General features: G+C 51.8%; 13 protein-coding genes. 6 read left to right on the forward strand and 7 right to left on the reverse strand.

All coding sequences use genetic code 11. The features are described 5' to 3' along the window. Positions 1-58: 58 nt before the first annotated feature. Entirely contained in the window at positions 59-1,228 is a 1,170-nt protein-coding gene (locus IRJ17_RS21415) for a MalY/PatB family protein (RefSeq protein WP_122965775.1), read from the reverse strand. Positions 1,229-1,409: 181 nt separating this feature from the next. On the opposite strand from IRJ17_RS21415, the gene IRJ17_RS21420 reads away from it, so the two are divergent. Further along, positions 1,410-1,913 carry a hypothetical protein gene (locus IRJ17_RS21420; protein ID WP_122965774.1) on the forward strand — a complete coding sequence of 168 codons (504 nt, stop codon included), beginning with the start codon at positions 1,410-1,412 and terminating at the stop codon, positions 1,911-1,913. A gap of 141 nt (positions 1,914-2,054) precedes the next feature. Here IRJ17_RS21420 and sda read toward each other — a convergent pair whose 3' ends face one another. Both sda and IRJ17_RS21430 read right to left on the reverse strand, forming a co-directional pair. Further along, positions 2,055-2,192 (reverse strand): sporulation histidine kinase inhibitor Sda, encoded by a 138-nt coding sequence (gene sda / locus IRJ17_RS21425; RefSeq protein WP_063230759.1) that lies wholly within the window; start codon positions 2,190-2,192, stop codon positions 2,055-2,057. Between the two features lie 277 nt (positions 2,193-2,469). Further along, on the reverse strand, positions 2,470-3,681 hold the full coding sequence (locus IRJ17_RS21430) for an ornithine--oxo-acid transaminase (RefSeq protein ID WP_122965773.1): 1,212 nt from the start codon (positions 3,679-3,681) through the stop codon (positions 2,470-2,472). Positions 3,682-3,959: 278 nt separating this feature from the next. Here IRJ17_RS21430 and IRJ17_RS21435 point away from each other — a divergent pair, with 278 nt between their 5' ends. Both IRJ17_RS21435 and IRJ17_RS21440 read left to right on the forward strand, forming a co-directional pair. Continuing rightward, a complete protein-coding gene (locus IRJ17_RS21435; RefSeq protein ID WP_229049948.1) occupies positions 3,960-5,300 on the forward strand; it encodes a sigma-54 interaction domain-containing protein in 1,341 nt (446 codons plus the stop codon). Between the two features lie 215 nt (positions 5,301-5,515). After that, entirely contained in the window at positions 5,516-6,949 is a 1,434-nt protein-coding gene (locus tag IRJ17_RS21440) for an amino acid permease (protein WP_122965771.1), read from the forward strand. Positions 6,950-7,256: 307 nt separating this feature from the next. On the opposite strand, the gene IRJ17_RS21445 is transcribed toward IRJ17_RS21440, so the two are convergent. Further along, on the reverse strand, positions 7,257-8,474 hold the full coding sequence (locus IRJ17_RS21445; protein ID WP_173595728.1) for an MDR family MFS transporter: 1,218 nt from the start codon (positions 8,472-8,474) through the stop codon (positions 7,257-7,259). Positions 8,475-8,606: 132 nt separating this feature from the next. On the opposite strand from IRJ17_RS21445, the gene IRJ17_RS21450 reads away from it, so the two are divergent. Continuing rightward, complete coding sequence (locus tag IRJ17_RS21450; RefSeq protein WP_122965769.1) at positions 8,607-9,491, forward strand: LysR family transcriptional regulator; 885 nt, start codon at positions 8,607-8,609, stop codon at positions 9,489-9,491. A 5-nt stretch (positions 9,492-9,496) separates the two neighbouring features. Here the strand turns inward: IRJ17_RS21450 and IRJ17_RS21455 are convergent, their stop codons facing one another. After that, positions 9,497-10,162 carry a phosphatase PAP2 family protein gene (locus tag IRJ17_RS21455; RefSeq protein ID WP_122965768.1) on the reverse strand — a complete coding sequence of 222 codons (666 nt, stop codon included), beginning with the start codon at positions 10,160-10,162 and terminating at the stop codon, positions 9,497-9,499. Next, positions 10,149-10,613, reverse strand: a complete 465-nt coding sequence (locus IRJ17_RS21460) for a YaiI/YqxD family protein (RefSeq protein WP_122965767.1) — start codon at positions 10,611-10,613, stop codon at positions 10,149-10,151. Before IRJ17_RS21460 ends, IRJ17_RS21455 begins: the two co-directional genes overlap by 14 nt. A gap of 83 nt (positions 10,614-10,696) precedes the next feature. Between IRJ17_RS21460 and IRJ17_RS21465 the strand changes: the two genes are divergently transcribed. Then, the gene (locus IRJ17_RS21465) at positions 10,697-11,011 is read left to right on the forward strand and encodes a hypothetical protein (protein WP_063230752.1); all 315 of its coding nucleotides are present in this window, start codon (positions 10,697-10,699) and stop codon (positions 11,009-11,011) included. 108 nt (positions 11,012-11,119) lie between these two features. Here the strand turns inward: IRJ17_RS21465 and IRJ17_RS21470 are convergent, their stop codons facing one another. Further along, positions 11,120-12,073, reverse strand: a complete 954-nt coding sequence (locus IRJ17_RS21470; RefSeq protein WP_173595727.1) for a S8 family peptidase — start codon at positions 12,071-12,073, stop codon at positions 11,120-11,122. Positions 12,074-12,265: 192 nt separating this feature from the next. Between IRJ17_RS21470 and IRJ17_RS21475 the strand changes: the two genes are divergently transcribed. After that, complete coding sequence (locus tag IRJ17_RS21475; protein WP_242771842.1) at positions 12,266-12,505, forward strand: stage VI sporulation protein F; 240 nt, start codon at positions 12,266-12,268, stop codon at positions 12,503-12,505. Positions 12,506-12,549: the final 44 nt, after the last annotated feature.

Genomic DNA, 12,549 nt, shown 5'->3' on the forward strand with positions numbered 1-12,549 from the left:
CGTGATGCATATGAATAGATTGTAGATTTGAATGCGTCGGCTGTCAAATTGTGGGACGCTATTCCACGATCGCCCGCTTCAGCCGCTCCATCGCTTCCACTACGACAGAGTGAGGGCAAGCAAAGTTGACGCGCTGGAAGCCTTCCCCTTCCTGGCCGAACACAAGGCCGTCCTGAAAGCCGAGCTTGCCTTTCTCCCGAAGCAGGCTGCTCAACTCGGCCTGTTTCAGTCCCAGGCTGCGAAAGTCCATCCAGCCCAAATACGTCGCTTGCGGAACCGGCATGCGAACCGCTGGCACGTGCTCGGCCAAAAAGCGGCTCATATAAGTCGCGTTTTTGTGCAAGTAGGAAAGCAAGGCTTCGAGCCACGGCTCCCCGTAGCGATAGGCAGCAATCGTCGCCTCCATCCCGAACAGGTTCACATTTTCACAGCCCATTCGCGAAGCCGTCACGGCAAAGTCACGCAGCAATTGGCGATTTTCCGTCAACAGGTAGGAAGTAAACAATCCTGCCAGATTGAATGTTTTCGATGCCGCCAAAAACGTGACGCTCTGCCTCGCCAGCTCCGTTGGCAGCGAGTAGTACGGAACGTGGCTGCCTTTTTCATAGACCAGATCGGCGTGAATCTCATCCGCCACGACGACGACCCCGTGCTCCACGCAGAGCGTGCCCAATCGCACAAGCTCCTGCCTCGTCCAGACCCGTCCAACCGGATTGTGCGGACTGCACAGAAGCATCAGCTTTACCCGTGGATCGCTCAGCTTGTTCGCCAAATCATCCCAGTCCATCTCATAATGCCCATTTTGCTCCACCAAGGAGCTGCGCACGACTTGCCTGCCGCGATTTTCCACCGCATGAAAAAACGGATGGTACACGGGAGTCTGGATCAGGACGCGCTCCCCTGGTGATGTATATGCCTCTATCGCCACATGAATGCCAGGAATCACACCGGGAATGCCCGTCATCCAGCTCGTCTGCACCTCTACTCCATACCGTCTCTGTATCCACTCCTGCAAGCTTTCATAAAAAGCCGCGCTTTTCAGCGGATACCCGTAGATCGGGTGCATCGCCCGCTGCGTGATCGCTTCCGTCACTTCCTTGGGACATGCGAAGTCCATGTCGGCCACCCACATCGGCAGCACGCCTTCTCCGTTGACTTTTGGATTGTCAATGTCCCATTTTACACTGTCTGTCCCTCTTCGCTCGATTCTCGCATCAAAGTCGTACACGTTGTCCCCTCCCGCATATCCGAAAGCTTCCGGCCATTTTGTCCTTTATTTTTACAACTATGTCCAGCATACCCCCTCTTGGCAAGATTGTCCAAGCGTGAGGCGAAAGCATCGTTTGCCCTTTTTCAAAAAGGTATAGTAAAATGCTAGATGATTGAGAAAGATGACGGAGGTATGCATCATGTCTGATGTTATCGTGTTTAAAGGGGCCGTAACTTACCCCATCACTTTGGACCCGACTGTTTGGGTGTTCGACGATCGCAAGTTTGATTTGAACGCGTACACGGGTGAAGACGACCCTGCTTTGTCCAAACAAATGCAATATTTGCAAGGAACAGGAACACAGTGGGACAAGGAATTGCGCGAAGGCGCCCAGCTGCCGTCCGAGCGCAAAAGCTTGGCCGAGGAGCGCAAAGTGCTGGAAGGCGACTACGGGATTCGGCTCGATCCGTTCATCACTAACGCCGCTCCGCTGCCTGAAGCCACCCATGTCCGGCTTCATCGCGAAAACCAGGAGCCGATCGTCCTGCCGATTTCCGAAGCAAGACGGGCGATTTTGCAGTTTGCCAAGGCCGGAAAACCGATTAAAGAAGACGGGCCGGTTTACTTTTACTTGCCGGAAGTTCTGCTCAACAAGGAAGCGCCGATTACCGGAATCACGGCACTGGAGTTTTTTTCTGCCTGATCCCGCACGGCACTGTTTTTGAAAAAAGAAAGAAAAAGCCATCCTCTAACTGAACAGTCGCTCCCATCAATCAGGAGGACTGCTCATGGCCAAGGATGGCTTTGTCGTTTAGGTCTTATGTGTTGTGGTTGCACTGTGCACTCAGGCGCTGACCTGTGTGATGCGAATGTTTCGTGTCTGCATCTCTTCGCGAAGCAGTTCAATAAAAGCAGAATCTAGCTGAAGGTCGACAGCACGATGATATACTTCTATCAGCATTTGGTCACTCAAGTATTTCACCCTTGCTCACCTCCATCCTGTCGTATGAGTTCATTGTACCAGATGATAGAGTATCGAACAACCGTTCTGATATCCACAAAGCATGTGGAAATGTTGTGAGTAACTTGTGGGCAGCCTGTGTGTAACAAACAAAAACGCGGGATTCCCTATGTGGATTTTTCTTCCACTTTTATCCACAGGTAGTCGAATTTTGTCGAACGATTGAAGGATAGATTTCAGCGCTGCCAACGATAAAAAAACAGCCATCCTTGACGCCGGATGGCTGTTTGCTCTGTTTTTACGCGTTTGCAGTTTCCGATACGTGCAGCACTTGCTTGATGCGATCGATTGCCCAATCGAGATCTTCTTTGCTGATCACGAGCGGCGGAGCAAAGCGGATCGTTGTTTCGTGAGTCTCTTTGCACAAGAGGCCCAGTTCTTTCAGCTTCTCGCAATATGGACGAGCCGCTGTAGTCAGTTCCAGTCCGATGAACAGACCGCGACCGCGAATTTCTTTGATGATCGGGTTGTTGATTTCACGCAGTTTTTCCATGAAGTACGTTCCCATTTCCAGGGAGCGTTGCACGAGACCTTCATCGGCAAGTACGTCCATAGCGGCAATCGCTACTGCGCAACCAAGCGGGTTTCCGCCAAAAGTGGAGCCGTGGGAACCTGGCTCGAACACGCTGAGGATTTCTTTGTCAGCAGCTACAGCAGAGATCGGGAATACCCCGCCGCCGAGCGCTTTCCCCATGATGTACATGTCTGGCTTGACGCCTTCCCAATCGCTTGCGAACAGTTTTCCGGTACGGCCAAAGCCTGTTTGGATTTCGTCGCTCACGAGCAGCACGTTGTTTGCTTTACATACGGCTTGTGCTTCCTTCAAGAAGCCTTCTGTCGGAATGATAATGCCCGCTTCGCCCTGAATCGGCTCCAGCATGAATGCTGCGGTGTTTGGTGTAATCGCTTGCTTGAGTGCTTCAATATCGCCGTAAGGGATGATTTTGAAGCCTGGAGTGAACGGTCCGAAGCCGCGTCTGTACTCTTCCGCAGAAGAGAAAGAAGTAATCGTTACGGTACGGCCGTGGAAGTTTCCTTCACAGACGATGATTTCTGCCTGGTTTTCCGGTACTTTTTTCACATCGTAAGCCCAGCGGCGAACAGCTTTGAGAGCGGTTTCTACTGCTTCCGCACCCGTGTTCATCGGGAGGATCATGTCTTTGCCAGTCAATGCGGACAGCTTTTCGTAAAACTCGCCCAGCTGGTCATTGTAAAAAGCGCGGGAAGTCAATGTCACTTTGTCTGCCTGATCTTTCAACGCCTGAATGATGCGTGGATGGCGATGGCCTTGGTTCAAAGCGGAGTAAGCACTCAGCATATCCAAGTATTTGTTACCTTCTGGATCTTCTACCCAAACACCTTCTGCTTTGGAAATGACGATCGGCAGCGGATGGTAGTTGTGTGCGCCGTATTTTTCGGTTTGATCAATGACAACTTTTGTTTTCGTCATGGTGGTAGCCTCCTTCGGTTTCACTTGCCAATCTTAATCAAGCAAGAATGATGCCAATATAAAAAACGTGCGAAACGGCGCAATGGAATCCGTTTTCAGCAAAATTTTTTTGCATGCGTTTTCCTTATAATTTTGCAGGTGCATAGACATTTTGCACATCGCCTGTTCTATGATATGATACTGTCACGAAGAAAGGCTGGTGACCCATTGTGTCGACTTCAAGGCAAGAATCTTCCCTCGACACGTTTTTGCGCATTTACGAACATATCCTGGACAGAATGAACGAGGGCGTCCACGTGATTGACGCCACTGGCACGACGATTGTGTACAACCAGAAAATGACCGAGCTGGAGTCGATGGCCCGCCAAGACGTTCTGCACAAGCCTCTGTCGGAAGTGTTCCAATTCCACAGCGGTCAGGAGAGCACGCTGCTCACCTGCTTGCGAACAGGAAATAGCATACGCAATACGCGGCAAACGTATTTCAATGACAAGCAAAAAGAAATTACGACGATCAACAACACGTACCCGATCATCGAAAACGGGCAAATCATCGGCGCGATGGAGATTGCCAACGATGTGACGAAGATGGAACGGCTGATCAGGGAAAACCTGCTTGCCAAAAACGGCTCCCGCTACACCTTTGAGCAGATTATCGGCAAAAGCGGCCCGATTCTCGATGTGATTGAAAACGCCAAACGCGCGGCGCGCACCTCCTCCTCCGTCCTCGTCGTCGGCGAAACCGGAGCCGGAAAAGAACTGTTCGTGCAAAGCATTCACAACGCCAGTCTGCGCTCATCCGGCCCGCTTATTTCGCAAAACTGCGCAGCGCTTCCCGACAGCCTCATTGAAGGCTTGCTGTTCGGCACGGCACGCGGCGCTTTTACCGGAGCCGTGGAAAGACCCGGTTTGTTCGAACAGGCAGAGGGCGGCACTTTGTTTCTGGACGAAATCAACTCGCTTAGTATGCCTCTGCAAGCAAAATTGTTGCGCGCCCTCCAGGAGAAGTCGATCCGGCGCATCGGCGACACGAAAGACCGGGCCATTGACGTGCGGATCATCGCCGCCATCAACGAAGACCCTGTCGAGGCCATCGCCAATTCGCACCTGCGAAAAGATTTGTACTACCGTCTCGGCGTCGTCACGCTGTTTTTGCCCCCGCTGCGGGAACGCAAAGAAGATATTCCCATGCTCGTCTCGCATTTTATCGAAAAGTACAACGAGCTGTTTCAAATGGAAGTCGCGGGTGTCTCGGCGGATGTCCTGCAATTTTTCCAGGAGCATGACTGGCCGGGTAATGTCCGCGAGTTGCAGCATCTCATCGAAGGCGCGATGAATTTGATGGTGGACGAGACGATGATCCGCTACGAGCATCTGCCGCTGCATTTTTTGCGCCGCTCCCCTGCAAGCGCCGTCGTGATCGAACAAGCGCCGCCCCGTTCGCTTCCTTTTATCGAAGAAGGAAAATCATTGAAAGAAACGATGCAGGAGTTCGAAACCGCCTATATTCACCACGTCGTCGATCGTTACCACGGCAATATTTCCCGGGCGGCCAAGGAGCTGCAAATCAGTCGGCAAAGCTTGCAATATCGCTTGCGCAAATTGGGAATCAAAGGATAAAAAAACAGCTTCATTTTTCATGACGCCAAATTTCTTGGCGTTTTTTCATTTTTTTTGCACAAGTGTGCCGATTTGTTTTGCACTTTTCTCCATAAACTACCTGCAAAAGTCGATTTGCTTGGGCCGTTTCATTTGGTATCATTCTTGCAGAGCATATATCGCGCCTGAAAACGCATTCATCGAATCAATATTTCTCGCGTGAAGGAGAGGGTTATATGACACCAAGCAGCAACGAACAGAACAATGAACTAAAACGCAGTATGAACAGTAGGCACCTCTTCATGATTTCTCTTGGAGGCGTAATCGGAACCGGACTGTTTCTCGGTTCAGGCTATACTCTCAGCCAGGCTGGCCCTATTGGTACGATCCTTTCTTTTCTGGTGGGCGGATTCATCATGTACCTCACCATGCTCTGCCTCGGCGAATTGACCGTCGCCATGCCTGTTGCCGGTTCGTTCCAGACCTACATGACCCGGTTCGTAAGTCCGTCCCTCGGTTTTGGAGTAGGTTGGCTGTACTGGCTCGGTTGGGCGGTAACGGTTGCCCTGGAGCTTTTGTCGTCCGGTCTGTTGATGCAACGTTGGTTTCCAGACTCGCCTGTCTGGATGTGGTGCGCCATCTTCGGTGTCCTTTTGTTCCTGTTGAATGCGCTTTCTGCTCGTGCGTTCGGTGAGTCCGAGTTTTGGTTTTCCAGCATTAAAGTAAGCGCTATCATCCTGTTTATCATTTTGGGTGGCGCGGCCATGTTCGGCTTGATCGACATGAAAAATGGACAACCTGCTCCGATGTTCTCCAACTTCACCAGCACCTCACTGCTTCCCCACGGAATTACCGGGTTGCTGATGACGATGATCACGGTGAACTTCTCCTTCCAGGGTACCGAATTGATCGGTATCGCGGCAGGCGAGAGCAAAGAACCGGAAAAAACGATTCCGAAATCGATTCGCGCTACAGTTTGGCGCACGCTCGTCTTCTTCATTTTGGCGATTGCGATTGTGGCAGGGATGATCCCTCACCAGCAAGCCGGCGTTATCGAAAGCCCGTTTGTCGTCGTATTCGACAGTATCGGAATCCCTTATGCGGCAGACATCATGAACTTCGTCGTATTGACTGCCCTGCTGTCCGTAGCAAACTCCGGCTTGTACGCCGCAACCCGGATGCTCTACTCCTTGTCCAACGAGAAAATGGCTTCCCGCAAACTGGCGATTGTAAACCGCAAAGGTATTCCGATGAATGCGCTCATGATTACCTTCGCGATCTCCTTGCTCTCGCTGTTGTCTGGCTTTTTCGCGGAAGATACCGTGTTTATGGTGCTTTTGTCTATCGCTGGTCTGGGGGCACAAGTGGGCTGGATCTCCATTTCGGCTTCGCAGCTCGCTTTCCGTCGCCATTATCTGAAAAACGGCGGCAAACTGGAAGACCTGAAATTCCGCACGCCTTGGTATCCGGTCCTTCCGTTGGTTTCGTTGATCTTGAACTTGACCGTTCTCGTGAGCCTGGCCTTCGATCCGGAGCAGCGAATTGCCCTTTACTGCGGGGTGCCGTTCATGATTATCGCGATCCTCATTTACCAATACCGCTTCAAAAACCGACTGGAGCCACAACCGAAAAACGATCTTGGCTCTTATCGCAAAGCGGACAACCTATAAGAAAGCAAAAAGAAAAGCTTGCACTCCCATTTACGGGAAGCAAGCTTTTCGCTTTATACGCAAACTTGTTTGGCCATGCTACAGAGAGATTCGCACGATTTCCGTTATGACTACCATGGCAAAAACGGCAAATCCAAGGGAACTCGTCACCAGCAACATCCGCTTCAATTTTTTCATATCTTCCATATAAAATTCCCTCACTTTCGTTAACGCCCAGCATTTCGTTTCCTACCGATATATACGCACAAGGAATGGTAAATGTTTCAATTTGCGCCCAACATTTTTTCGTGTTTTCTCGTCAAAAAGTTTACGGCTGCGCGATTTTTGTCAAATCGTTGCCGAGTTTGTACGTATCGCGCTCCATCAGGTGAAGCATCCAGGCAACGAGCAGCCCGACAACGATGCAGATCGTCCAGGGGAGCCACGTCGCTTCCAGCCTAAGCCCCACATCGTACACCCAGCCGCCTGCGATCTGGCCGAGCGAGCCTCCGATGGCGATCGAGTAGCCGTTGAAGCCGTAGTAAGCCCCTACCAAATCTTTTGGCGCAAAACGCGGAACGACGTCTACCAGATTGGGCACGGCGATCATCGTCCCCAGTGCGAACAGGAATACATCGATGAGCAACATCCACAGAGAATCGGCAAACGTAAACAGGAACAGTCCTGCCCCCATGACGAGGGTGCCGATCCCGATCAAGGTGAGCCTGTGCGGGTAGCCTTCCAGCCATTGCGTCACTTTCATTTGAAAAAGGATGACGAACAAAGACATGGCAGACAAAACAATTCCGACCGAAGTCTTGCTATGTGTCACATGCTCCACGAGCAGTGGTATCGTCAAAAATACTTGCATGTTCAAATAGTAGTAACCCATCAAAATCAAGGTAAAGCGCACAAAGCGCTTGTCCCGAATCACCGTGAACATGCTCTCCCAAATACTGTGCCGCGTGTTGGTAGCGCTGATCGGGGCCAGAAAAAAGAACGAGACGACCGCGTTCAAGGCAAAAACCGCTCCGGCAAACAGGGACAGGTAGGTAAAATCGACAGCCGACAGCGCTGTACCGACGATTTGCGAACCGACCACCGCAATATTTCCGAGCACATTGCGAAAGGCGAACACTTCTTTGCGGATAGAATCAGGGGTTAAAATCGCAAACGCCGCCGAGCCAGCCGGGTCAAACAACGCCCCACCCAAGCCTGACAAAATCGCTGCGATAAAAAAATGCCAAGTCTCGGTGCAAAAAGCAAACAGGGCAAAGCCGACAGCCCGCACTGCCATACCCAAAACCATCGCGCCCTTGTAGCCGAAGGCATCCGCAATGACTCCGCCCATAAACGCAAAGCCTTGCTGGGAAAATTGTCGCACACTAAGTACCAGACCGGCCATCGCCAGCGTCCATCCGATACTGCCTGTCAAATACAAGGTCAAATAAGGAATCAGGGCGTAAAAGCCGAGATTCATCATAAAGGATGTCGCCAACAGCAGTTTGACCGAAAACGGTGTTTCTCTCCACATTTCCCGCTTCATTCGATACCCTCGCTCTCCCGTTTGCTCTCATGATTTAGGGATATCCCCAGCTTAAAGAACAGGGTATAATTTGGGAAACGAACGTTTTTGTATATGGTTATCAAATATTTAGATAAGAGGGAAACACACGCTATGGACTTCGAACAACTGCGCGCTTTCTACACATTGGCACAGACCAAAAACTTCACCAAGGCTGCGGAGATGCTCCATCTTGTCCAGTCTACGGTGACGATGCGAATCAAGCAACTGGAAGAAAAAGTCGGAAAGCCTCTCTTCATCCGTGACAAGCGAAGTGTTGAAATTACCCAGGCAGGCTTGACGCTTTTGCCTTATGCCGAGCGCATACTCAAACTGTCCCACGAAGCGCTCAACGAAGTCGCTTCTCTCCAGCCCTACGAGGACTACTTGTCGATTGGCAGCCTGAACGCCATCTGGACCTCTACCCTCGAACCGATCTTGAAAGAGTACCATTGCCGCTATCCGCAAATTGCCATCAGCACCAGAACCGGGCATTCCTCGGACGTCATCCAGTATTTGCTCGACAACGTGATCCAGATCGGGATCGTGTACGTGCCGCCCTCCTTGCCGAACTTTGAAGTCATTCCTACCTGGGATGATGAAATCGTCCTGGTCTGCTGTCCAGAGAGCAGCGTCGCCCAAGCGACTCACGTGGATTCGCGCGAGCTTCGCAACCTGCCGCTGCTCTACATGAACTGGGGACCGCCTTTTAACGAATGGATCAGGCAAACATTGCCGCGCAACTACGTGCCCAAGCTGACTGTCGACAAGGCGGAGCTTGCCATCGATTTGATCAAGGAAGGGCTTGGCGTCAGCTTGCTCACCCGCTCTGCGGTCAAAGCCGAGCTTGCTGCCGGGACGCTGAAGGAACTGCCGATCACTGGCAACAAGCCGCCCAAGCGCTCAGCCTATATCGTCCTGCCGAAAGACAAAAAAAATAAACCCAGCGTAGAAAAATGGCTGAGTCTGATGAGTGAGTTGGGATACTCAACAACGTAGCGCAACTAGCGCGATTGCGGTATGGGGCCGACGACGACATCTCGTCTCCCCAGCCTTTTTTCATAACCCCAGCGAACGCAGAAATACCAGCACATCGACAGGCAAAACCCGGTCAGCACATCGCTCAAAAAGTGCACGCCCAAGTACACGCGGCTCGCGGCAAGCAGCACAACGAAGACAAACACGACAGGCTGTACGTATGCCGACCAACTTTTTTCCTCGTACCAGCGGGCGATCAGCAAGGCGAGCATCAAGTAAAAGCCGGGCGCGATCATGGCGTGGCCGCTTGGGAAAGAAAACGAATCCGGCAGATCGATCAGATTGAATCCAACTGGTCGAGGACGGGCAAAAATCAGCTTCAAAATCTCGTTGACGACTTCACTGACCCCGAGCGACAGCAGGATGACGACAGACTCAAGCCTGCGTTTTTTGAGGAAAAGGGCGACGATCAGCACGACGCCAAACGGCGCAAGGAAAGTCGCGTTCCCAAAGTGGGTAAGCAGCTGGAAAAAGCTCGTCAAGCCAGCGGAGCGAACAGCGGCTGCCAACGAAAAGGCTGCCTGATCCATCCCCGCTACCTGACCGGTTATGTATTGGCGAAACATCCATGCCCCCAGCACCGCGAACACGATGCCGCAAAAAATCAATCCTCTTTCTTTACTCGTTCCCATCCTGTTGTTCTCCTCTCTCTAGCAATGAACGCAGTGCCGTCAAAAAGCGCTGGTCATCTTCACGCGTACGGGCCGCAGGGCCGCGCGTTCTTCCTCCCCCGCGACGAAAGCGGGCTTTCTCGTTTCGCTCCTCCAAATGAAAAGCCATCCGTTCCGGTTCAAAAATCAGGCCATGCGGCGTCAGCGGCTGCGCACGCTTGCCAAGAATCAGAGCCGCCAGTCCAATATCTTGCGTCACGACGACATCATTCGGGCGGGTTTCATTGGCGAGCTTCATGTCGACCGCCTGCGGGCCGGCATCGACTGTCACGTGATGCTCGGAACCGATCTGATGATTGTAGCTGGCAAACGTGAGGCACTGCCACCCGAACTCCTTGCACAACTGTTGCGCGATCACCAGCGCCTGGCGCGGACAAGCATCGGCATCGATCAGGACGCGTCCTTTTTGCATCCAACCATTCCTTTCAAGCGCTTTTCTCTCCCCGATTCCGCTCATTTTTGGTATGATGGAACTGGAGAGGAGTGAACTTACCTTTGCGCAATTACTTTACTTTCGATGAACGTTTAGGCATTCGCCTTCCTGCATTGGATATGCAATGGGAGGAGTATTCACATACGGAACGTGCGGACATTTTGATGGAGTGGGAAGAAATTCGCGCAACCATCCCCGATCGGATTCACCGGGTGGAAGCTGTGATCATCGAGAAAACCAAGCAGATGTCCGAGGAGGAAAATTTCGCGCGCTCTTGTGAGCTGAACAGCGAAATTCATGAATTGGCGAGCGTCATTAATGATCTTAATATATGGTTTCGCGTCCAGCAAGATCATGACACCAAAATTCATCAATAATCCTCGAAACAACACGGCGAGGAACACATTCGAGACGTTTTTCCCACAAAAAAAGCTCTGTGGCTGCAAGAAAGCCATGGAGCTTTTTTCCATTTCGCTGTCTTTCATCTACTTTGCCTTGTTCCGCTTGCGGCCGATTTCCAGCGCCATCAGCCCGGAGACGTGTGGAGCTGCCATCGAGGTGCCGTTCAGCTTTTTAAACTGGTTGCCCGGCCACGTCGATAAAATTTCCACACCAGGCGCTTTCGTATTCGCTCCCCTTCCGCGCGAGCTGAACGAAGCCAGCCTGCCCGACTGATCGATTGCGCTCACTCCGAGAACGCCTTTGTACTTGGCAGGGTACTCGACCTCTCCCCCGCTGTTTCCCGCCGAGGCTACCATGACGATGCCGTGCTCTTTCGCCTTTTCCACAGCTCGCGCCAACGCCTCGCTGTATTGCGGCATGCCGAAGCTCATGTTGATCACGTCCATTTTGTTGGCAATCGACCAGTGCAATGCCTGCAAAATCGTCGACAGCGACGCTTTGCCCTCGTGGTCGAAGGCGCGTACGTCGTACAGATGCGCCTCGGGAGAGACACCGACGATTCCGCGCTGGTTCATCTCGGCCACAATGATTCCGGCTACATGCGTCCCATGTCCGTTTTGCTTGCCGCGCACAAAATGGACGCCCCCTTTGATCCGATCCTTCAAGTCAAAATGGTCGCGGGAGATTCCCGTATCAATGACCGCCACCTTCACCCCTTCGCCCCGGCCTTTTCGCCACAGCTTTTGCGCGCCAACATAGCGGACGCCCCACGGGATTTCGTCTTCGCCCTCTGTTTCTGTTTGTGTTACTGTTTGTGCTTGGGCATGGACGCTTACGGTCACATTCTCTTCCACCATGGCTTGATACCTGCGAAAATGCTCGCAGTGCTGCTCGTATATGTTGTCCTTGATGCACAGGCAAGCCCAGTCATCGAAGCATCGCCAAGGAAGTCTCTCTGTTTTGGTCATCACTTTTTTCTGCAAATCGCTCAGGATGTCGTGAAAGGACGTCTCCCGCTGAAAGCTGATGATTTTCAACCCACTAGCCTCCTGTCATGCACAGCGTTGCCACATCCTATGTCGTATCTGCCTCTGTCTGCTTGGGCATCTGCACACCGCCCGCCAAAATAGGCGATTCCCCCAGTCCATCTGTCCAAGCAAACAGATGCCTTCTCCCATATAACTGCTTAGGGCAGGCTCAAAGCCAATCTTGAGAGGAGAGAGTGCTGTATGGGTAAAAAGAAGGGCAAAGGCACAGGCGATCTCTTGAAAAAAATCAACAAGAAAAGCAAGAAAAAATGGAAAATGAGCGACATCAAGTCGTTGGCGAAAGGAATCACGAAAAAAGATTTGAAGGACGACAAGAAGCTCAGCGATCTGATTAAAAAAGTCAGCAAAGCCGTAGGCGTCAAACTGTCCGACAAACAAATCTCCAGTGTCAAAAAACAGGTTCATGAAAAGCTCGACTAAGGCGAGCGAAACAGCAAAAAGGGAGAGCAGTTACGCTCTCCCTT

The sequence above is a fragment of the Brevibacillus parabrevis genome (genome assembly GCF_022701015.1).
GTDB lineage: Bacteria > Bacillota > Bacilli > Brevibacillales > Brevibacillaceae > Brevibacillus > Brevibacillus parabrevis.

What these genes read in the sequence shown, in the direction of transcription:
- IRJ17_RS21420 (WP_122965774.1), top strand. Translation starts at nt 1,410, where the DNA reads ATGTCTGATGTTATCGTGTTTAAAGGGGCCGTAACTTACCCCATCACT.
- IRJ17_RS21430 (WP_122965773.1), bottom strand. Translation starts at nt 3,681, where the DNA reads ATGACGAAAACAAAAGTTGTCATTGATCAAACCGAAAAATACGGCGCA.
- IRJ17_RS21435 (WP_229049948.1), top strand. Translation starts at nt 3,960, where the DNA reads ATGAACGAGGGCGTCCACGTGATTGACGCCACTGGCACGACGATTGTG.
- IRJ17_RS21440 (WP_122965771.1), top strand. Translation starts at nt 5,516, where the DNA reads ATGACACCAAGCAGCAACGAACAGAACAATGAACTAAAACGCAGTATG.
- IRJ17_RS21445 (WP_173595728.1), bottom strand. Translation starts at nt 8,474, where the DNA reads ATGAAGCGGGAAATGTGGAGAGAAACACCGTTTTCGGTCAAACTGCTG.
- IRJ17_RS21450 (WP_122965769.1), top strand. Translation starts at nt 8,607, where the DNA reads ATGGACTTCGAACAACTGCGCGCTTTCTACACATTGGCACAGACCAAA.
- IRJ17_RS21455 (WP_122965768.1), bottom strand. Translation starts at nt 10,162, where the DNA reads ATGGGAACGAGTAAAGAAAGAGGATTGATTTTTTGCGGCATCGTGTTC.
- IRJ17_RS21460 (WP_122965767.1), bottom strand. Translation starts at nt 10,613, where the DNA reads ATGCAAAAAGGACGCGTCCTGATCGATGCCGATGCTTGTCCGCGCCAG.
- IRJ17_RS21475 (WP_242771842.1), top strand. Translation starts at nt 12,266, where the DNA reads ATGGGTAAAAAGAAGGGCAAAGGCACAGGCGATCTCTTGAAAAAAATC.